Source organism: Amycolatopsis sp. GM8 (assembly GCF_021653975.1).
Classification (GTDB): domain Bacteria; phylum Actinomycetota; class Actinomycetes; order Mycobacteriales; family Pseudonocardiaceae; genus Amycolatopsis_E.
The window spans coordinates 907,339-927,158 of record NZ_JAJKFK010000004.1 but is presented as its reverse complement, the minus strand read 5'-3'; the positions used below and the strand labels follow the sequence as shown (position 1 = coordinate 927,158).

The 19,820-nt window shown below is 63.8% G+C and carries 19 protein-coding genes; 7 read left to right on the top strand and 12 right to left on the bottom strand.

What is annotated here, in order from left to right; genetic code table 11:
• Positions 1 to 127: 127 nt before the first annotated feature.
• From LOZ83_RS23015 to LOZ83_RS23005, 3 genes are all read left to right on the top strand, one after another.
• A complete protein-coding gene (locus LOZ83_RS23015; RefSeq protein ID WP_236793332.1) occupies positions 128 to 883 on the top strand; it encodes a DUF2637 domain-containing protein in 756 nt (251 codons plus the stop codon).
• Positions 884 to 1,150: 267 nt separating this feature from the next.
• Positions 1,151 to 2,875, top strand: coding sequence for an ATP-dependent endonuclease (locus LOZ83_RS23010; RefSeq protein ID WP_236793330.1), 1,725 nt, complete (start codon positions 1,151 to 1,153; stop codon positions 2,873 to 2,875).
• Positions 2,872 to 4,638: an ATP-dependent helicase gene (locus tag LOZ83_RS23005; protein WP_236793328.1), complete on the top strand. Its 1,767-nt coding sequence runs from the start codon at positions 2,872 to 2,874 to the stop codon at positions 4,636 to 4,638. The genes LOZ83_RS23010 and LOZ83_RS23005 overlap by 4 nt, the downstream gene beginning before the upstream one ends.
• 127 nt (positions 4,639 to 4,765) lie before the next feature.
• Here the strand turns inward: LOZ83_RS23005 and LOZ83_RS23000 are convergent, their stop codons facing one another.
• The gene (locus LOZ83_RS23000) at positions 4,766 to 6,196 is read right to left on the bottom strand and encodes a Fis family transcriptional regulator (RefSeq protein ID WP_236793325.1); all 1,431 of its coding nucleotides are present in this window, start codon (positions 6,194 to 6,196) and stop codon (positions 4,766 to 4,768) included.
• A gap of 181 nt (positions 6,197 to 6,377) precedes the next feature.
• Here LOZ83_RS23000 and LOZ83_RS22995 point away from each other — a divergent pair, with 181 nt between their 5' ends.
• The 4 genes from LOZ83_RS22995 to LOZ83_RS22980 are packed head-to-tail and all read left to right on the top strand — an operon-like array spanning position 6,378 to position 14,266.
• Positions 6,378 to 8,267 (top strand): AlpA family transcriptional regulator, encoded by a 1,890-nt coding sequence (locus LOZ83_RS22995; RefSeq protein ID WP_236793323.1) that lies wholly within the window; start codon positions 6,378 to 6,380, stop codon positions 8,265 to 8,267.
• 14 nt (positions 8,268 to 8,281) lie between these two features.
• Positions 8,282 to 9,916 carry a type I restriction-modification system subunit M gene (locus tag LOZ83_RS22990; RefSeq protein WP_374202689.1) on the top strand — a complete coding sequence of 545 codons (1,635 nt, stop codon included), beginning with the start codon at positions 8,282 to 8,284 and terminating at the stop codon, positions 9,914 to 9,916.
• Positions 9,906 to 11,075 (top strand): restriction endonuclease subunit S, encoded by a 1,170-nt coding sequence (locus LOZ83_RS22985; RefSeq protein ID WP_255824519.1) that lies wholly within the window; start codon positions 9,906 to 9,908, stop codon positions 11,073 to 11,075. Before LOZ83_RS22990 ends, LOZ83_RS22985 begins: the two co-directional genes overlap by 11 nt.
• A complete protein-coding gene (locus LOZ83_RS22980; protein ID WP_236793317.1) occupies positions 11,075 to 14,266 on the top strand; it encodes a type I restriction endonuclease subunit R in 3,192 nt (1,063 codons plus the stop codon). The genes LOZ83_RS22985 and LOZ83_RS22980 overlap by 1 nt, the downstream gene beginning before the upstream one ends.
• Before the next feature lie 287 nt (positions 14,267 to 14,553).
• On the opposite strand, the gene LOZ83_RS22975 is transcribed toward LOZ83_RS22980, so the two are convergent.
• The 11 genes from LOZ83_RS22975 to LOZ83_RS22925 all read right to left on the bottom strand — a co-directional run bounded on the left by LOZ83_RS22975 (position 14,554) and on the right by LOZ83_RS22925 (position 19,792).
• Positions 14,554 to 15,657: a hypothetical protein gene (locus LOZ83_RS22975; protein WP_236793315.1), complete on the bottom strand. Its 1,104-nt coding sequence runs from the start codon at positions 15,655 to 15,657 to the stop codon at positions 14,554 to 14,556.
• Positions 15,658 to 15,971: 314 nt separating this feature from the next.
• Complete coding sequence (locus tag LOZ83_RS22970; protein WP_236793313.1) at positions 15,972 to 16,439, bottom strand: Imm1 family immunity protein; 468 nt, start codon at positions 16,437 to 16,439, stop codon at positions 15,972 to 15,974.
• A complete protein-coding gene (locus LOZ83_RS22965; protein ID WP_236793312.1) occupies positions 16,436 to 16,795 on the bottom strand; it encodes a DddA-like double-stranded DNA deaminase toxin in 360 nt (119 codons plus the stop codon). Before LOZ83_RS22965 ends, LOZ83_RS22970 begins: the two co-directional genes overlap by 4 nt.
• Before the next feature lie 120 nt (positions 16,796 to 16,915).
• Positions 16,916 to 17,176, bottom strand: coding sequence for a hypothetical protein (locus LOZ83_RS22960; protein WP_236793310.1), 261 nt, complete (start codon positions 17,174 to 17,176; stop codon positions 16,916 to 16,918).
• Positions 17,177 to 17,267: 91 nt separating this feature from the next.
• Entirely contained in the window at positions 17,268 to 17,537 is a 270-nt protein-coding gene (locus tag LOZ83_RS22955; RefSeq protein WP_236793308.1) for a GntR family transcriptional regulator, read from the bottom strand.
• A complete protein-coding gene (locus tag LOZ83_RS22950) occupies positions 17,527 to 17,850 on the bottom strand; it encodes a hypothetical protein (RefSeq protein ID WP_236793306.1) in 324 nt (107 codons plus the stop codon). The genes LOZ83_RS22955 and LOZ83_RS22950 overlap by 11 nt, the downstream gene beginning before the upstream one ends.
• The gene (locus tag LOZ83_RS22945; protein WP_236793304.1) at positions 17,847 to 18,200 is read right to left on the bottom strand and encodes a hypothetical protein; all 354 of its coding nucleotides are present in this window, start codon (positions 18,198 to 18,200) and stop codon (positions 17,847 to 17,849) included. The genes LOZ83_RS22950 and LOZ83_RS22945 overlap by 4 nt, the downstream gene beginning before the upstream one ends.
• On the bottom strand, positions 18,197 to 18,490 hold the full coding sequence (locus LOZ83_RS22940) for a winged helix-turn-helix domain-containing protein (RefSeq protein WP_236793302.1): 294 nt from the start codon (positions 18,488 to 18,490) through the stop codon (positions 18,197 to 18,199). The genes LOZ83_RS22945 and LOZ83_RS22940 overlap by 4 nt, the downstream gene beginning before the upstream one ends.
• Positions 18,491 to 18,497: 7 nt before the next feature.
• Entirely contained in the window at positions 18,498 to 18,797 is a 300-nt protein-coding gene (locus LOZ83_RS22935; RefSeq protein ID WP_236793300.1) for a hypothetical protein, read from the bottom strand.
• Complete coding sequence (locus LOZ83_RS22930; RefSeq protein WP_236793299.1) at positions 18,794 to 19,255, bottom strand: winged helix-turn-helix domain-containing protein; 462 nt, start codon at positions 19,253 to 19,255, stop codon at positions 18,794 to 18,796. The genes LOZ83_RS22935 and LOZ83_RS22930 overlap by 4 nt, the downstream gene beginning before the upstream one ends.
• A 282-nt stretch (positions 19,256 to 19,537) precedes the next feature.
• Positions 19,538 to 19,792 carry a hypothetical protein gene (locus LOZ83_RS22925; protein WP_236793297.1) on the bottom strand — a complete coding sequence of 85 codons (255 nt, stop codon included), beginning with the start codon at positions 19,790 to 19,792 and terminating at the stop codon, positions 19,538 to 19,540.
• Between the last annotated feature and the right edge of the window lie 28 nt (positions 19,793 to 19,820).

The window sequence follows — 19,820 nt, the reverse complement described above, 5'->3', positions numbered from 1 at the left end:
ACTATCTCCGCGTCCGCGTCCGCGTGCCGCATGTGCCGGTGGGCCGGTCGGTGACCGGCTCTCAGGTGTTCGCATGCGTTGGCTGCTGCCTCGATGACAGGCGGCATACGGCTGGGGGTGTGCTGCGGTGAGCGCCACGGCATCCCCGGTTCGGAATGACCGCGCGCTGTGGGTGCAGTGCGCGTGCACGGCGTTGGTCGCACTCGGCGCGGCCTATGCCTCCTACCGGCATGGTCGACAGTTCGCACTGCGGTTCGGCGCGGACGAGGCCACCGCGACGATCTGGCCGCTGATCGTGGACGGCTTGTTGACCATGGCGACGGTCGAGCTGTGGAAGACGACCGGCCGCCGTGCCGGTGGCCGGTGGGCGGCGTGGTCGTCCTTCCTGTTCGGGATCTGCCTCTCGCTGTGCGCGAACGTGGCGGCGGCTCCGGAGTTGAGCGTGTTTGCCGTGGCGGTGGCGGCGTGCCCGCCGCTGGCGTTGTTGCTGGCGGTCGAGTTGCTCAACCGTGCGCTCAAGCGCCACCGCGACGAGACTGCGAGCGAGACCAGCTCCGAGACCGCAGAGACGGGCGAGACCGGCGAGGAAACCGGGTCGGTAGTGCGTCTCGCGGTGGTCCCGGACCAGTCTCGCCCGCCCGCCGAGCCCACCGCCGAGCAGCGGATGTGGGCCTACTACGTCACCGAGCGGGCCAAGGGCCGCACACCGACCGGCGCGGAGCTGGACCGGCTCGCGGGCACGAACAACTACGGCCGGAAAGTGCTGCGCAGGTGGCGGCAAGCCGGGTACCTGCCGTCGGCCCTCGGCGGCCTGCACAGCGGTGCCGAGCAACCGGCACGGCGGGAACCGGTCTACGCCTCGTCCGAGGGGACCGTGGTGTGAGTTGAGCCCCCTCCTGCCTCGTCAGGCATCCGTTGGGCGAGCTTGAGTGCGCGGGCGGCGTCGTCCAATCCGGGTGGAGCGGGGATCGACGAGCGCCGGATCGTGTCGTGGATCAGCTTGAGGGTCTGGCTCACCGCGCCGACGGCCTGCGCGGCGGGTGGTTCCCGATCCGGACCTGTTAGTGGGCGTAACGTCGTTTCTGGTCGGCACGATCACCGTGGCGTCAGCGAAGCATTCGGGCACACAAGCGAGTAGCCGGAGCAGCACATGCATATCGACCGGATCTCAGTCAAGAACTTCCGCAATCTGGGAGACGTCGAGCTGAGGCTCTTGCCGGGCACGGTGATCGTTGGCGAGAACCGGGTCGGCAAGAGCAATTTCCTGCACGCGTTGCGGCTCATCCTCGATACCAGCATGTCGTTTACAGACCGCCAACTGACACGAGAAGACTTCTGGGACGGCCTCTCGGATGGTTCGGACGGTTGGGACCCTATGGCGGCCGGCCATGTCATCGAGGCATCTATCGACATCATCCACTTCGCTGATGAAGCCAGGCTGGTCGCGGCGCTCAGCGACGCGCTCGTCGAAGAAGACCCTCTGCGGGCCAGGCTGACCTATCGGTTTGCGCCCGTCGATACCGGTGCCGATGTACAGACGCCGAAGTACCGCGGTGCGGTGTACGGCGGTAACAACTTCGAGCGGACTATCGCGTCTGACCTGCGCAGTTACCTGTTCCTGCTGTTCCTGCACGCGCTGCGGGATGTCGAGTCAGACATCCGAAACTGGCGCCGCTCGCCACTACGTGCACTGCTGCAAGGCGTCGCCTCCGCAACCGCCGAACAAGACCTTGGCGAGGTACGCCAAGCGATGAAGGATGCGAACGACAAACTCAATGACCTCGACTTGGTGAAGGACCTGGGAAGCAACATCGCCCAGCGACTGGTCGACATGGTCGGGCCGAACCAGGCTGTCGATACTGAACTCGCGGTGGCTCCTGATGATCCGCTACGACTGATCCGGAGCATGCGCCTGTTCCTCGACGGGGATGCCCACCGCAGCCTGGGCAGTGCCAGCCTCGGCACCCTCAACGTCATCTATCTCGCACTGCACGAACTTGGCTTGGACGTGCGGCGGTACAGCGACGCTGATATCGCGCACGTGGTCATGGCCATCGAGGAGCCCGAGGCCCACTTGCATCCCCATCTCCAACGGCTGATCTTTCGACGGCTGCTGGACGAGCAGCAGTACGCCAACACCACGCTGGTCACCACGCAATCTCCGCATATCGCCAGCGTCGTCGATCCGCGCAGCCTGGTGGTCCTGCGCACGGTGGGCAACCAGACGCGGGCCGCGGCAGCACACCAAGCGGAGCTCGACCCGGCCGAATGGGATGATATTGCCCGATACCTCGACGCCACCCGGGCCGAGCTGGTATTCGCGCGTCGGGTCCTCCTTGTCGAGGGTTTTGCGGAGCAGGTGCTTGTGCCCAAGTTGGCCGAAGCGCTCGGTATGAATCTCGACAAGCTGGGTATCTCCGTATGTGCCATCCACGGCACACATTTCGCGTCCTACATCAAGTTCTGCAATGCCCTGGAGATCCCCTGGGCTGTCTTCACCGATGGCGATGTCAACGGCGACGGGATTAGCCAAGGTGACCGCCGGGCCGATTCGCTGGTGGACCTGCTCGGACATCCCGACGCTGATCCCACCGAGCACGGCGTATTCGTCGGTAGCAGCACCTTCGAGCATGATCTCTTGGTCGCCGATCCCAGCAATATCACTCCATGCTTTGAAAGTCTCAAAGAGCTGTGCAAGGCACCCTCGATCATCAAGATCGACGGTTGGGATCAGCAAGATCCCGGCTTTGACGAGTTCATGGGTATGATCAGCAACGCGGGTGGCAAAGGCCGCTACGCGCAGCGACTGGCACTGCGTGACGTCAGGCCACCCCAGTATGTCGCCGACGCGCTGCAGTATCTGGAGCAGCAGTGAGCGCGTTGTCCGCCTCGATCAGGCAGCTCAAGACCAACCAGCGGCAGTGGGAGGCGTTCACAACCGAAGGTCACTGTGCCGTACTGGCTCCGCCCGGCAGCGGAAAGACCAAGCTGCTGGCGACGCGACTGGCGTACGATCTCGCGAACAAGATCCCCAGACCGCAGGGTGCCGCGTGTATCACCCTGACCAATGCCGCTGCCGGCGAGCTGCGGCAGCGCGTTGAAGACCTCGGCGTCGAAGGTCGTTCCACCCTGTTCCTGGGAACAGTGCACGGCTTTGCTCTGCGCCGTGTCATTGAGCCGTTCGCTGCGGTTGTGGGCCGCCCAGAACTAACCAAGATCACTATTGCCAGTACGCGCCAGTGTACGCAGGCGTATGACCAGGCCATTGCGGAGATCTTCGCACCAGGCGAGGACACCCGCAACGTCCGGTCGACCATCGAAATCAACCGGCAGCGCCTTGCGTCCGAGCACGATTGGTCGCTTGCCGGTGAGAAGGTTCCGGAGGTCGCGCGACGTTATGAGGCGAAGCTTCGCGCACAGGGCTTGCACGACTTCCTCGACATCGTGGCGATCGCGGTCGAGTTCGTCGAGCAGCACACCGTCGTCCGCAAGGTGCTGACCGCTGAGTATCCCCATCTGTACGTCGACGAGTACCAGGATCTTGCGCCGGGGTTGGACCGGTTGGTTCGCGCGTTGTGTTTCGACTACACGGTGAATTCTGAACTATTCGCCGTTGGCGACCCGGACCAAGCGGTCTTCGCCTTTACCGGGACCCGTCCCGAGTTGCTGCACGATCTTGCGCGGCACTCACAAGTGACACCTGTTGAGCTGGAGCATAACTATCGGTGCGGACAGGAAATTATCCGGATCGCCAATCTCATGCGGCGGCGGGGGCAGGTACTTATTACGAGCAATCGTGACGGCGGCCACGTATCGGCCGTGTTCTGCCCTGGTGGCCTTTCGGACCAATATGTGCAGGTGGTCAATCATGTGAGAAGCGCGCAGCAGCGCGGCATTCCCCTGCATGAGATCGCCGTCATCTGCCCACAGAACCGGCAGTGTGAGGAAGTCGCTAACGTGCTCCGAAACAGCGACATACAGGCGTTCGTGCGTGAAACTGACTATCGCTTGACGACTGTCACAGCGTTTGTAGAGGGATGTGCCGCGTGGGCGACATTGGGGCGCGAGCTGAGTGGTTACCGCCTGGGTGATCAGCTGCGTCGGTGGCGTTCGATCGTGGGTGCGCGCTGGTCCCAGGCCGACGACGTCGCGCTTGTCGAGTTGCTGATGGGGTACGCGGACCAGCCCGACACGCCGATGGAGCAGTTGGTGGCCGCGCTCATGGCCGGCGGGCTCGAACGCGCCTTGGAGCAGGTCTCGCTGGCTGACGACGCGCTTGAGATGCGACAAATGATCGAGTCGCTGACGTCCGGAAGCATGCGAGGACTGACAGTGCAGCAGTTTGCTGGGCGCGCACGCAAGCTCGACCGGGTCGAGGTAACGACCATGACATCGAGTAAGGGACGAGAATTCGACGTGGTCCTGTTGATTGGTGCTGACGAAGACAGTATCCCGTACTACCTATCGCACAACAACCCCGAACAACTAGCCGAGGACCGCCGCAAGTTTTATGTATCCATCACTAGAGCACGCGACGAGGTGCGAGTCTTTTACTCAGGATTTGTTGTCACAAGGTACCATCGAGTAATCCAGAAAGGGCCAAGTAGGTTCCTTCGCGAGATTGGTCTTGTTTCGTAGGTATGTTTCAAGCCAGGCACCAATAACGACAGTTGCCGGACCACTGTGATGCGCCGGGGTCTCCCTGGCATGAGGCGAATGAGGGCGGGCCGTCTTCACACGCTGTGGCAGCCCGCCCTCCTCCCTGTCACGCGGCACCGTGGGCGTCGGCCGTGCTGACGAGTTCCGGACCAGTTGCCTGAGTGCCGGCCAGCGCGACGAGCGCCTCGTCGAGCAGACGCCGAACGGCCGAGTTCAGGGCGAAGCACTCGCTGTCGATCTTCGTTGCGGACTTCTGGATCGTCGCGGACAGCTTCTTAACCGAGTCGATCTTCACGAGCTGGTTGAGCGCCTCGGTGATCTTCTCCTCGGCGGTGGCGACGTGATGGACTCCCTTGCGGCTTGCTGTTGCTATGGCCGTCGTTCGCAGGAGCATGATCACGGTACGCAGCAGGTCGGGGTTGTCGTTGTCGGGGTCGAAGGCCAGCACGAGCCGCTGGGCGCCGATCACCCGGAGAGTCTGTCCGCCATTCTGGTCGATGGTGCGTACGAGGCCCAGCGATGCGGCGGCGTCGCGGTTGCGCTCGGCTTCGGCGAAGTAGTCTGTCCAGCTGGTGCGGGCCGAGTCGGTCATCTCGACGACGACCCGAGCGGCGCCGTCGTTCAGGCTCAGCACACCGTCGCCCTTCTTGCAGCGAGGCAGCCGACCCGCGGTCGTGCTGGTGTCGGTGTAGTCGTCACCGAGTCCGGTGGCGATGCCGGTCAGCACCGTGTGTACCGAGCCCGCGTAGGACTCGCCCTTGATTGGTGTCACCCTCGCGAGCGCTGTCGTGGCCTCTTTGACGCGCAGGACCGCCGACACCTCCTCGATCTTGTTCGTCAACTCGGCGTGTTGCTTGGCCAGTTGCTGGGTGAGCTGTTCCTGGTTGGCAGTGAGTGCCGCGGCATGCTTGGCCATCGGCGAGGTCGGCTCGGACGGGTCGAACTGCTTAGCGGCGTTCGTCAGCAGTTCAGCGGTTCCCGCACTCACCTTCGCATCGAGGTCGGTGCCGAACTTGTTCAGCAGTGGCTGGAGGCGGGCGACCAGCTCGGGACTCTCACCAGCGAAGATTCGACGCAGCTCAGCATTGAGGTCCTGCTTCGCCGTCATCACCGCCGTGGTGAGCTCGTTACGGCTGCGGGTGTCCGCCTCTGTGATGGCTGTCTTGGCGTCCCGGGCTGCCGCCATCACGGCCTCGGACGCTTCTCGTACTGCTCGCGCGGTGAGCTCGGCCGCGTGGGCCGCGGAGTCGGAAGTCTTGTCTCCGACGTCTTTCAACATCCGTTCGAGCGCCTGGGCCTCCTGGGCCTGTCCGGTCACGCTCAGCGCGTGGGCACCGATCCTCACGGCCTCGGTGACGTAGTTCGTCAGGTCGGCGCTCGCGAGCGCGTCGAGATTCTCCACGAGAGGACCACGCTCGCCCGAGACCCACCGCTGGGCCTCGCGTGCCACCTCGCGGTCATGGATGGTCAGGCTCTCGATCACGACGGCTGAGGCGTCGTTGTCGAAGTGGGCTGGGTGCTTGATGTGCTCGGACACTGGCCTTCTCCCGTGTCTCATGCTGCCGACGACCGGCAGCTGTGCGGCAAGACTGACGGCGACCCGGTCAATCTCCGAATGAAGCAGCTGATAAGCCGGATTATCACTTTGTGTCGTCGCTGACTTGATCCCACGCAGTACTCTGTGTGACATCGACAAGATCACCGAAGGGAGGTGCGCTGTGGAGGATGCCGCGCCCACGTTGACGTTGCAGGATGTCGCAGACCTGGCTCGGGTCCGTCGCCCGGTCGTGAGCATGTGGCGCAACAGGCCGCGTGTCCGCGGTCAGCATCTGCCCTTCCCCGATCCGGTCGAGGTTTCCGGCGGGGTGGAGCGGTTCCGTCGCGAAGACATCGTCGAGTGGCTGCAGCGTACTGGTCGCGGTAACAACAGCGAGGCCAATCTCGACGCACCAGCGTTGAGCGTGCCCGATGACGTCGCCCTGGACGAACTCGTCACGTGGCTCTGCCTCGCGGCGTTGACTGGGGAGGAACTGGCGGAGACGACGGCAGAGCAACGTATCTCCCGGGCGCGCGGTGTCGACCCCGGCGACCGGGTGTTGCTGCGCGAGGTCAAGGCGTCCATGCCCGCTGCGCGCACTCTGCGGTTCATTGACGACCTGCTTGAAGCGTCGTACGGCCCGCGCGAGGCGCTTGAGCGACTGGAGCAAGGCAGGGCGGCGCGGGCGGTCGGCGCTCGCGACCTCACCGCCGACGCGGTCGACCTCATCCACGCTGTCGCCGACGCCTGCGCACTCCACCTCGACCCCGAGGACCTGTCGCTCGTACACGTCGGCCCGACGTCGAGCGTGACGCTCGCGCTCGCTGACACCTTCGCCCACCTCGTGGTGCCCGGCGACGTCCCAGAGTTGCGGGACATCAGACGGAGGGCGGCGATTCGCGAGATCGAGACCGTTGACGACGCGGCAGCCCCAAGCGTCCGGTTGCTGTCGACCATCGGCAGGACCGCCGACGAGGTGCTCGACCTGGTAGACAACCTAGTGCTCGACCTCGCCGAGGGCGAACTCGCAATCGTCGTCGGCCCTGCTGGCGTCCTGTGCGACGAACTGCAGGGAGAGCAGGAGCGACACCGAGCGCAGACTCTCCGCTCAGAGAGCCTCGCCGTCGCGCTACGTCTTCCTCGGGGCATGTGGCGCGAGGCGCACCGCCAAGCGCTGGGCCTGTGGGTCTGCGCGACCGGAGGGTTCACGGGGCGGCCCATGGTCGCCGACTTGGCCGCATTCACCCGAGATGAGCTTGACCTCGGCGACCTTGCCTCCGACGTGACCGGCGCGTTGGCTGCCGCGCGAGGTCGTGCCTTCCGCTACCTTCGTCCACACGACCTCCCACCGATCCTGAGTGCCCGCGCCGTCGTCGTACCCCGTGGGGTCCGAGCATTGCGGCTCGCGACGACGGAGATCGAACGACACCTCGCCATGATCAATGCGGCCACCCTCGTGACGAGCGAGTCGATCCGACCCTACGACGTGCTGGCCGAACGCGCCTCTGGCTCGATGCTGCTACGCAGGCGGTCGCTGGGCGAGTTGAAGGACCTGCGACACGTGCGGGTGCTGCGCGGCAGCCGGATCGATCCCGGCCACTACAACGCTGCCGGTTCCGTTGCGGTCCTATCCGCGACCGACCCCCACGGCACCGCGCGCCTAGATCCGTTCGACGCGGAGCGCTTGTACTCGCGCGCAGTCCGAACAGATCCGGGGGATGTCGTGTTCGCGGAACGACCACGCCCAACTGCGAGGGTCGACGACCACGGCGGATCACTGGTGGCCTCCCCGTCAAAGATCCTCCGGATCGGCTCGCAGGCAGGGATCGGCCCCCACGCGATGGCGGCGATCATCAACCGGCTGCCGAACGAGCCCAGCGACTGGCAAACGTGGAACGTGCCAATCCTCGACATCTCTGAGGTGGAGCGACTGGAACACGTGCTTGCCGCAGCGGCGAACCACGAGGCTGCTCTGCGGCTGCACCTGGACGCGACGCGGGATCTCGTTACGGCCATGATCGATGGGGTTGCCGCCGGCGCGGTAACCCTCACAACGCGGACAACGGAATAGGAAGGACAGGCAGCATGCCTCCCCGTAAAAAGCAGGAGCCATCGGCCCCATCGACGATGAAGGAGCTGAAGGACACCCTCTGGAAGGCCGCCGACCGGCTCCGCGGCTCGCTGTCCGCGAACCAATACAAGGACGTCATCCTCGGCTTGGTTTTCCTCAAGTACGTGTCCGACGCCTACGACGAACGCCGCGACACCATCCGCGCCGACCTCACATCTGAGGGCTACGACGAGGAGCAGATCGAGGACCTGATCGACGACCCCGAGGAGTACCAGGGGTACGGAGTGTTCGTCGTGCCGCCCACCGCCCAATGGGCCTACCTCGCCCAATACGCCAAGGGCAAGCCCGCCGAGGGCACCGAGCCCGCCAAGAACATCGGCCAACTCATCGACGAGGCGATGGACCTCGTCATGAAGACCAACCCCACCCTGCAAGGCACGCTGCCACGCCTCTACAACAAGGACAACATCGACCAACGCCGCCTCGGCGAACTGATCGACCTCTTCAACAGCACCAAGTTCAGCCGCCAAGGCGAACACCGCGCCCGCGACCTCATGGGCGAAGTCTACGAGTACTTCCTCGGCAAGTTTGCGCTGGCAGAAGGCAGGCGGGGTGGCGAGTACTTCACACCGACCAGCGTGGTAAGGGTAATCGTCGAAGTCCTGGAACCTTCCAAGGGGCGGGTGTACGACCCGTGCTGTGGTTCAGGCGGCATGTTCGTGAAAACGGACAAGTTCATCTACGAACATGACGGCGACCCGAAGGATATCGTCATCTACGGCCAGGAAAGCTTGGAGGAAACCTGGCGTTTGGCGAAAATGAACCTTGCCATCCACGGTATCGACAACAAGGGCCTCGGGGCGCGGTGGGGCGACACGTTCGCCCGCGACCAGCACGCCGATGTCCAGATGGACTACGTCATGGCTAACCCACCGTTCAATCTCAAGCACTGGTCCCGAAACACCGAGGACCCACGCTGGAAGTTCGGTGTACCGCCGGCCAACAACGCCAACTACGCGTGGATTCAGCACATCCTGTCCAAACTCGCCCCCGGTGGCAGCGGCGGTGTGGTGATGGCGAACGGCTCGATGTCATCGAACTCCAATGGAGAAGGCACTATCCGCGCTGAGATCGTCGAAGCCGATCTCGTCTCCTGCATGGTCGCGCTGCCGACCCAATTGTTCAGCAACTCGGGAATTCCAGCCTGTCTATGGTTCTTCACCAGAAACAAGCGAGCCGGAAAGAATGGGGCAGTAGACCGAACCGGGCAGGTGCTATTCATTGACGCCCGTGATCTCGGCTATATGGTCGACCGAGCACTCCGAACGTTGTCCGATGAAGACATCGCCAAGATCGCCGACACCTACCACGCCTGGCGCGGCACCCGATCCGCCGCACAGAAGCACCTGACCTACGAGGATATGCCCGCCTTCTGCAAGTCAGTCGGCCTGCCCGACATCAAGGCCGCCGACTACGCCCTCACCCCAGGCCGCTACGTCGGCGCCGCTGAGATCGAAGACGACGGCGAACCCATCGACCACAAGATCGAGCGATTGACCAAGGAACTACTGTCGGCATTTGACGACTCGGCACACCTAGAAAAGGTCGTCCGCGAACAGCTCGAAAGGCTAGAGGTCAATGTCAAGTAGTTATTCTGGGACGTGGCAGCTAGTCAATCTTAATGACTTAGGCGAGGTGAACCGTGGGCGGTCGCGCCACCGTCCACGATACGCCGAGCACCTCTACGGCGGCGCCTACCCATTCATCCAAACAGGCGACGTCAAGGCGTCGGATGGACGCATTACGAAATTCACTCAAACTTACAGCGATGCAGGGCTCGCGCAAAGTCGCCTTTGGCCAGCCGGGACGATGTGCATTACAATTGCCGCCAATATTGCAGAAACGGGAATCCTGCAATCCCCGGCATGCTTTCCTGATAGCATTGTCGGATTCGTGGCAGATCCAACGAAAGCCGACGTGCGCTTCATTGAGTATTCATTCCGATACCTAAAGAGTAGTATTCAAAACCAGGCCAACGGTTCAGTCCAGGATAATATCAATCTGGAAACACTTGCCCGCCTGAGGTTTCCAGTTCCGTCCCTCCTAGAGCAGCACGCAATTGCGGATGTGCTGGGAGCGCTCGACGACAAGATCGCCGCTAACGACCGTGTTGTGGATCTCTCCGACAAGCTAGCGGAAGCTGTTCTATCAAAATCTCTCGATGGTCGGTCTTCCCCACTCGCGTCTCAGGCGCTCGTGACGATGGGTTCGTCGCCTCCGGGAACGAGTTATAACGAAAAGGAAGATGGCCTTCCCTTCTACCAAGGCGTGCGGGACTTCGGCATCCGCTTTCCCCGGAGGCGGGTGTGGACGACCGCGCCTGTACGAACGGCCAGAACCGGCGATACTCTTGTAAGCGTTCGCGCACCTGTGGGAAAGACCAATATCGCGAACGAGGACATGTGCATCGGGCGAGGTGTTGCAAGCCTACGTTCTCGCTCCCAGCGTCCGATGACGCTGTTTCATCAGGTACGAGCGGCACACGAGGCGTGGGCGCCCTACGAGGCAGAAGGCACTGTGTTCGGTGCCATCAACAGGAGCCAGCTCGAAGCGGTTCTCCTGCCAATGGTTCGCTCCGAGGCCAGCGGAAAAGTGGAGCACGCGCTCACGGCGATAGAGAACCGGATAGCGGCAGCACTGTCCGAGAACGAAACTCTTGTGACGACACGTGATCAACTGCTGCCCCTGCTGATGTCTGGAAAGGTCCGTGTACTAGAGAGCGAGAGAATCCTGGAGGGGGTTGTGTGATGGCAGGGCAGCCGGGGTTTAGCGAGGCAGATTGGGAGAACATTGGACTGGAGGCGCTGGCCGAGCAGGAGTGGCGGCCACTGCCAGGGACCGCCATCGCGCCGGGCGCTGAAAACGGGCGGAAGTCGTGGGATGACATCGTGCTTCCCGGGCGGATGTTGGCCAAGATGCGGGAGCTGAATCCGCAGGTGCCGGCTGAGTACCTGGAGCAGGCGCTCGCGGAGATCATCCAGCCGACCTCGCAGGACGCCATCGCGGAGAACTACCGGTTGCACCAGATCTGTGTTCAGGGCTATCGCGGGATCAGCTACATCGACGCTGACGGGGTTGAGCAGAACCCGACTATCCGGCTGGTTAGCCACCAGGTCGGCGACAACGAGTTGCTCGCGGTCAACCAGGTCACCGTCCGCACTGCTGAGGTTGAGCGCCGTTTCGATGTGGTGCTCTACCTCAACGGCATGCCGGTCGCGATCTTCGAGCTTAAGCAGGCGGGCGCGGCCAAGGCCAATCTGGACGCGGCACACGCCCAGTTGGCGACCTACCTGCGTGAGTTCCCGATGGCGTTCCGGTTCGCTGTGGTGACCGTGATCAGTGACGGGATCACCGCCCGCTACAGCACTCCGTTCACGCCGCTGAACCACTACTCGCCTTGGAATGTCGACGACGACGGCAAGCCGGTGAAGCTCGGCGAACCACTCGATGACGTGCACCTCGGCACCGAACTGGAGTTCCTCGTCGAGGGGGTGTTCAACCCGGAGCGGTTCCTCCAGTTGCAGCGCAACTTCACCGCGTTCGACGGTGGAGCCGACGGTTACGCGAAGCGGATCGCCAAGCCGCACCAGTACTTCGCAGTCACCAAAGCGGTTGGCTCGACCGTGGCTGCGGTGGAGAGCAACGGCAAGGCCGGGGTCGTGTGGCACACCCAAGGCTCGGGCAAGTCCATGGAGATGGAGTTGTACGCCCACCTTGTGGCTGCCCAGCCCAAGCTCAAGAACCCGACCATCATCGTGGTGACCGACCGGAAGGAACTCGACGGGCAGCTGTACGAAGTCTTCAACCGGTCCCGCCTGCTGAGCGAGTCTCCGATCAAGGTGACGACCCGCGCGCAACTGCGCGAAGAGCTGGCCGACCGCGCGACGGGCGGCATCTACTTCACCACGCTGCAGAAGTTCGGGCTCAGCAAGGCCGAGAAGGACGCCGGGCTGGAGCATCCACTGCTGTCGGACCGCCGCAACATCATCGTCGTCGCCGACGAGGCTCACCGCAGCCACTACGACGACCTCGACGGCTACGCACGTCACCTCAAGGACGCCCTGCCCAACGCCGCCCTGATCGCCTTCACCGGAACGCCGATCTCCTTCGAGGACCGCAACACCCGCGAGGTATTTGGCGACTACATCGATATTTATGACCTCACTCGCGCGGTCGACGACGGCGCCACCGTCCCGGTCTACTTCGAGCCACGGCTGATCAAGGTCGGCCTAATCAAGGACGTCAGCGAAGACGACCTAGACCGTGCCGCCGACGAGGCGACCGTCGGGCTCGACGAGGTGGAGCGGGCCAAGATCGAGAAGTCGGTTGCTGTGATCAACGCGGTCTACGGGGCGCCTGCTCGTCTGGAGGCGCTGGCTGTGGACATCGTCAACCATTGGGAGAACCGCTCGGAGCAGATGCGAAAGTTCATCGGTTCCCCCGGCAAGGCGTTCATCGTCGGCGCGACCCGCGAGATCTGCGCCCACCTCTACGACGAGATCGTCAAGCTCAAGCCGCACTGGCACAACGACGCCGTCGACAAGGGCGTGATCAAGGTCGTCTACTCCGGCTCGGCTCAAGATGTCATGCCGGTGGCCAAGCACGTTCGCCGCGACGGGCAGAACAAGGTCATCCAGAAGCGCCTCCGCGACGCCGACGACGAGCTTCAGATCGTCCTGGTCAAAGACATGATGCTCACCGGCTTCGACGCACCACCACTGCACACGCTCTACCTCGACCGCCCCCTCAAAGGTGCGCTCCTGATGCAGACCCTGGCGAGGGTGAACCGCACCTTCCGCGGCAAGCCCGACGGGCTGCTCGTCGCCTACGCGCCTCTGGCGGACGACCTCAACAGGGCGCTCGCCGAATACACCGACACCGACCGCGCCAAGAAGCCGGTCGGTAAGAACATCGACGAGGCGGTGGACCTCACCACCACGCTCATCGCCTCGCTCGACGAAGTGTGCGCCGGCTACCCGTGGCGGACCAAGCTCGACGGAGGCCCGAAAAGCTGGGTCAAGGCGGCCTACGGGCTCACCAACTACGTCCGCTCGCCCACGACCCCCGGCAACCAGGTACCGGAAGGGGAAGAGACGCTCGGTGACCGTTTCCGCAAGCTGGCCAACCAGTTGGCCCGAGCGTGGGCGCTGTGCTCAGGCAACGAGACCCTCGAACACCTCCGCGTGACGGCGAGGTTCTACGAGGAGGTCCGGGTATGGATGGGCAAGTTCGACGCCCAACAGCGGCAGGCCGAGGGCAAGCCCGTGCCGGAGGAGATCCAACGGATGCTCTCCGCACTCGTGGCGACCTCGACTGCGTCCGGTGAGATCGTCGACATCTATGACGCCGCTGGCCTGCCGAAGCCGTCGCTGTCCGACCTGGGACCGGAGTTCCAGCTCAAGGCACAATCCTCATCGAACCCGCATCTCGCGATCGAGGCGTTGCGTGCACTTCTGGTTGAGGAGTCGGATCAGGTTACGCGGCACAACCTGGTTCGCCAGCGGGCATTCTCCGAGCGAATCGCCGAGCTGATGCGCAAGTACACCAACCAGCAGCTCACCTCGGCCGAGGTGATCGCAGAACTCATCGAGCTAGCCAAGGAAGTCGCCGCCGAAGGCAACCGCGGCCAGCGCTTCAGCCCGCCCCTGTCTCACGACGAGTTGGCGTTCTACGACGCGGTCAGCACAAACGAGTCCGCCGTCGAGCTGCAGGGCGATGATGTGCTCGCCCAGATCGCACGCGAGCTGGTGGAAGTCATGCGGCGCGACGTAAAAACCGACTGGACAGTGCGTGACGATGTGCGCGCAAAGTTGCGGTCCTCCATCAAGCGGTTGCTCGTGAAGCACAAGTACCCACCAGACAAGCAGCCCGAAGCCATCCGGCTCGTGATTGAGCAGATGGAAGCCATGGCGCCCAGCTATGTCGCCCAAACCACCTGACTTCTACATTGATCAGCTCCAGATTGACAATTGTCTCCAGTTAGGGTTCCGAATGACTACTCGCGAAGCCGAATCAACCGACAACTGCCCGGGCACCGGACAGCGTGGTCAAACTGGATTTCAGCGCGCCAGGCGACGAATGGTACGTCAAATGTCCGGTATGTGGAGCGATGTGGGCAGGCGGCAGCCAGGTGATCGTCCCGCACAAAGACCGGCGGACTCCGCAATGACCCCTGCCCGAATTGAGAAGCGCAAGCCAGCGTCACGGCTACTGGAATCGGGACTCGTTAGAACAGGTTCTCGTAGTAGCTGCTGACCGGCCGGTTCTCTAAAGCCATCCGGCAGGCGAGGCAGAGCACACCGCCGGGTCCGGTCGGTGCATGACCACATTTAGAACAGGTCGACTCGACGTACGCCGCGACTTGATCGTGGATCGGATTCGCGCAGCGGCTGCTTGTGGTGGTGCTGCGGCGGTGTTGCTTCGAGGTGGTGGGTCGGTAGGCGGCGTCAGAGCCGGTGAGCTCCTCGTATAACGCGAGGTTTTCGTGATCGACCAGGTGAACGTTGCCGCGCACGTCGCGCATGGGCACGATCTGTTCCGCTGGGATCATGGCCGCAACGTCATCGACTGTTAGGCCGAACCAGGGCTCGCGGGCTGGGTGGTGGTGGCCGCATGGGCGCTTCTTGCGGTTCCTGGGTCCAGCAGGACAGGTCCCGAAGTTTGTCGCGGTGCACAGTTTCGCGACGAACTTGCTGGGCCCCAGTGCGGTGGCTGATCGGCGCGGCGGCAGGGTCGTGCTCCACGGGAGCTGTACGTTGCAGTTCACGGCTGGGACGGAATGAAACCACCGCGGGGTGTGATCGGAGTCGAGGAACCAGACCGGCAGCCATCCGGCGCGGAACGACCGGGTGCTGCGGGATTTGGCCAGCTTGGTGTCCAGCGCGGAGTGCTGTACCTCGATTCCGGTACGCCGCGGCCCCTCGATCGCGACGTCGAGGATCGTGCCGTTTCCGGTCCGCAGCTCCTGCGATGCCTGGTACCCGGCCTCCTCCGCGGCGCGCTGCCAGTAGTCCTTCTGACGCCGGTGCTCATCGGACTCCCGAGCGATCTCATGGACCTGGGTGCACCCGCTGCCGGGGAAGTGGGCCGCGAAGTAGCGGTCGTTGCGCTGCTTGATGTACATCTCGGCGCCCTCGTCGTCACCGGCGGCCGCCGCCTGACAGAGCAGGACGCGGTCGCCGTGGCGGATCTGGCCGCGCATGGAGCTGATCAGGATGTAGTCCTGCTCGCTCAGCTGCGCGAGATCGAGCATCCGATTGGTGGCGGTGTGCAGCACGAACGTCGACATCGAGCGCCTCGCTCCGACTACAGCAATGGTATCGGCGAGCACCGACAGTTTCGCGAAGGCCTGGCCCGAAACGACATACTTTTCGACGCTGCGGGCGCCGCGCTCTCACCTTGGGTCGGGCAGTTGGCGGTGGGACCCCGAACAGCCGCGTCCCAAGTCGGCGAGCGCTTGGGCTGCCGCTGCGCGTCGATAGCGCGCGAGAGTCGATGGGCCTGCCACAGCTCACGTCCATCCTGACAGGCAGTGGCCCGAACACCGTGCATGAGTTGCACCATCCGGACGGCTCCCGCTTCCAGTCTGGTCCGGTCGATCGGAATGGCACTTGACGAACGGCCCCGCCGGTCGCGGACAGCGCGCTAATCTCGGCGGCCGTCAGGCTGTGCGCCAGTAGGTCTGGGGTTGCCCGGACGATCTGGAGCGCGCAGGGTCGTCGGCTTCCGCCCGTCCTGCAAGAACTCCCGCAGCCCATCCCGTATTTGGGTGACTGGTACTTCGGCGCTGGCCGGTATTTCGCGCATGTTGCCCATGTAGTCGTAGGTGGCGACGCCGGGCCGAGTGGGGTCGCCCTGTGACAGGCCGCTGTCGTTGCTGGTGTGGTAGATCATGTAGCCGTGTTCGGGTCCGAGTCCGGCTTCAATGACGGGTGAGGCGGGGTTGTCGGCGAGGGAGACCTCGATGACTGGCCAGACCGGTCCGGGTTGGCTGGCGGCCACGATGTGGTCGAGGAACGCGGCCAGTTGTTCGGCTGTTTCCAGGTAGATCGCGGGGTCGCCGTCGCTGAGGTCGTTGGCTGGGCGCTGGTTGTACCAGACTTCGAGCTTCACGCCTTGGCTCCTCCGGTGTAGGTCTTGCGGTAGTTCGGGCCGTGCACGGTCAGGCTAGAGCCCTCGGGGAGGAGGATCGGCAGGAGCCGGTCGCAGCTCAGTCGCCCGCTGCACGGCACGTTGTTGATGACCACATCGAGGTGCTGCCGCTGCTCGCGGACCATTCGGGCGGCGAGTTTGGTCTCGACGTGGGTGGTGCTGAGCGGCTCGATCGGCATATGGATTCCGCGGGCCCGCATGAGCCGCCACGCTTCGGCCGCGTCGTCGTCGTTGCCGCTGACGATCGGGTGCGCCTTGCCGTGCTCGTCAATCCACCGGCCGTGCGTCTTCGCGCCGCCCGGGTTTGGGCTCGGCACGGTCGGTGGCAGCGTTGCCCGCAGCGCGTCGGCTTGCTCGCGGTCCAGCCGCTGACCCTTCGGTTTCCCGCTCCGACGTGGCGGCCCCGGACCAGCCTGCGCGGGTTGCCCTTCGGCTCTTCAACTGCCGCCTTGCAGTACCCGTTGGGTGGCTTCACCGAGCCGGTTACGCAGATCGACCAGACGGCCGAGAAAGCCCTGCAAGTCCTGCTGAATGGCTTGGGTAAGGCCGGTCAGCTCTTCGCCAATCGGGCCGCCGGCTTGCTGGATGTACTGAACGACGGTGGTGAGCTGCTGGTCAGCGCCTTGGGCCAGTTCCACAGGAACTTGTTCGGCGGCGGCATTGAATACCCCAGCGGCTTCGTCCAAGTGGCCGGACACGATGAATCCTCGCTTCTTTTTCTTGTCTTTTTGGCTGACTCAAGCCCTGCACGAGATCGCCCGGGAGCTGGCACCGGCGTTATCTGCCGGGTCAACGCTTGACAACGAACGTGCCTTTCACGGGAACTGTCTGGACGAGGCCTCGGTCGCGCAGTTCGGCGACAGCACGGCGTGCAGTGCACACCGAGACGCCGTAGTCAACGGCCAGGTCGCGTTCAGCCGGGAGGCGTGCTCCGGGTGGCAGGTCCCTGGCCTTGATGCGCTCGGCCAGACGGTTGGCAACCTGGACGTAGACGTAGACCGGGCTGTCGGGATCTGGCTCGAACCGGTCGGGGTGTCCGTCTGTATGTTCACTGATCATTCTCTTTCGGTTCTTCCGGTGCTGATTCCAGCTCGCTCAGATCGAAGAGGTGGACCTTGAGCACGCGCACCGCGTCATGCGCGGCCTCTTCCGCCCAGTTCAGCCGGTGTCGTAGCTCAAGCTGTCCTTCTTCGGACAGATCAAGCTGCCCTGGGTGGGTGCACTCGAACATCCGGGCTTGGGATGAGACCCGTTCGCAGGTGTTGCGTAACGACTCCAGGCGCTTGAGCAGTCGCCGCGCTCGGGCGCGTTCACGCTCAATCTCCTGCCGCGTCGGGCCGTCGTCGGCGGGCAGTTCATCGGTGGTAGTCATCGCTGCTCCTGCTTCTCAGCGCTGTCGGTGCGTTCGGTGGAGACGGTGAGCACGAGCCCGCCGACACGCAGGACGTGGGTGTCGTATTGGGGCTTGGCGGGAGCGTCGGGCGGTTCGCGTACCCGGTCGTTCAGGACGGTCACGGCATCGAGCACGGCCGCATCCAGTTCGGCGCTGTCGAACTCGGGAACGGCGCTGAGCATCTCCATGCCCATTTCCAGCAAGCACAAGGCGATCCCGGCCAGTTCGTTGACGGCGATCTCGCCGTCGTCTTTGCGCTCGAACAGCGGGACCGTTTCTGTCTCGAGCGCGCGGTCGAGATGACGGAGTTGCTGTCGCCAGATATTCACAGCTGGGCCTCACTTTCCGTTGGACTGCTTGGATGTTTCGGGGAGCGGTTGGCGATATAGGTGCCTTTAGACCGGATGGTCACGACCAGGCCGCGGTAGCGCAGCAGCCGGGTGGCGTGACGGGCGGTGCCCAGCGACACGCCGTAGTCCTCGGCTAGCCGCCGCTCCGACGGCAGCGGCGTGTTCGGTGCCAGCTCGCCGGATTCAATGCGGCCGGCCAGATGATTCGCCATGTGTAGGTAGCGGTAGCCGGGTGTCGCGTCGGGATCAAACGGGGGTGGCTGGCTCATCGGTCCATCAAGCGTTGCCCGACAGCGGCTCAAGGCCGAGGTTGCGCAGTTCGCGGTCAAGCTCACTGATGTGGTCGTTACTAGCTTTCTCCGCCATGCGGGCGTAGAAGAGTACCTTTTCGACGCATGTTTTGAGGTCGTCGTAATCGGTCGTGCTCAGTTCCCCGGGCTCGTCAAAGTCGGCCTTGCCGATTTCGTCCACCCGCCTGTCTACCGTCATAAAGGCCTGGATGCCGTCGTCAAGCTCGGTCCGCAAGTTGCTCGCCCGGGTCCGGAGCTTCTTGTAGTAGTCGGCTCGGTCGCTCATGCGGTGGCTCCTGCCTGATGTTCTTCAGCCATTGCCTTGCGGCGCACGTCGGCCCGGAATCCATGCACCCACGCGCGGGGTGAGTAGAGTTCGAGGCTGTCCATAGCGTCCGGGTTGTCGTGAATCTGCCAGGCGAGCTTGCGCCACCAACGACGGGTGAGCTTCATGGACTCCGCTTCGCCCGTGATTACGGGAAAAAGACGTCCGCCGGGTGTCCGTGTCACCACGTTTCGCCTGAGCAAGTCCGCTATGGCCCGTCGCACGGTCGTCGGCGAGACGGCGTATTCGCTGGCTAACATCTTCTTCGAGGGCAAGGAATCGCCAAAGCTGAACTCGCATTGCTCAATCCTGGTTGAGATGTGGTCAGCCAGTTGCGCCCAGATCAATAACTCGGTGTCTTTAAATAAGTGGTACTTGGGGTTTTCCATCTGCGTCTCTCGCATATTCGGGGTGGACATAGCGCCTGGATCGGATCGGGGCGAGGGTTGGAGGTTCGTCGTCGGGGTCGCGGCTGGGCCAGACCCAGCTGGATGGCAAGCCAGGTTGGCGTTTTCTCATCCGGTCCGTGCGATCTGCTTCGGCGGCCCGTTCTCGTTCTAGGCGGGCGGTCAGCTCGGCCACCGAGACCTTGGGGCGGGCACGGTGGGCGCGTCGGTGCTGAAACCGAGCGCGGAGGCCGAGCAACGCGAGGTATGCGACCACCGGACCGAGGAGAACGACGGCCAGCAGAACCAGCCGGATCACGGCGGCGGTAAGCAGCTCCCGCCGGGCGCTTGGGGCGACCAGAGCGATCGGCGGCGGATCTGGTCGGCCGGTTCGCTGCGGGTGTCGGCGTGACGGTGCACGAGTTCGCCCAGCTGGGTCAGCTCCGCTCCCAAGGCGTGCAACTGCGTCGATGTCAGTTCGTCCTCGCGCACTTGCAGGGCGGCGATGGGCAGGTGTCCAGCCAGGCGTGCCAGCGCGCTCACGACGGTGTCGGGCGTCGGTTCGGACATGGGTCAGAAGCCCTCCCGTAACCGATAC

Excerpts from the sequence above, each read along its gene's own strand:
- LOZ83_RS22940 (WP_236793302.1), bottom strand. The coding sequence starts at position 18,490 with ATGAGCCAGCCACCCCCGTTTGATCCCGACGCGACACCCGGCTACCGC.
- LOZ83_RS22955 (WP_236793308.1), bottom strand. The coding sequence starts at position 17,537 with ATGATCAGTGAACATACAGACGGACACCCCGACCGGTTCGAGCCAGAT.
- LOZ83_RS22980 (WP_236793317.1), top strand. The coding sequence starts at position 11,075 with ATGGCAGGGCAGCCGGGGTTTAGCGAGGCAGATTGGGAGAACATTGGA.
- LOZ83_RS23010 (WP_236793330.1), top strand. The coding sequence starts at position 1,151 with ATGCATATCGACCGGATCTCAGTCAAGAACTTCCGCAATCTGGGAGAC.
- LOZ83_RS22990 (WP_374202689.1), top strand. The coding sequence starts at position 8,282 with ATGCCTCCCCGTAAAAAGCAGGAGCCATCGGCCCCATCGACGATGAAG.
- LOZ83_RS22925 (WP_236793297.1), bottom strand. The coding sequence starts at position 19,792 with ATGTCCGAACCGACGCCCGACACCGTCGTGAGCGCGCTGGCACGCCTG.
- LOZ83_RS22935 (WP_236793300.1), bottom strand. The coding sequence starts at position 18,797 with ATGAGCGACCGAGCCGACTACTACAAGAAGCTCCGGACCCGGGCGAGC.
- LOZ83_RS22950 (WP_236793306.1), bottom strand. The coding sequence starts at position 17,850 with ATGACTACCACCGATGAACTGCCCGCCGACGACGGCCCGACGCGGCAG.
- LOZ83_RS22930 (WP_236793299.1), bottom strand. The coding sequence starts at position 19,255 with ATGTCCACCCCGAATATGCGAGAGACGCAGATGGAAAACCCCAAGTAC.
- LOZ83_RS22985 (WP_255824519.1), top strand. The coding sequence starts at position 9,906 with ATGTCAAGTAGTTATTCTGGGACGTGGCAGCTAGTCAATCTTAATGAC.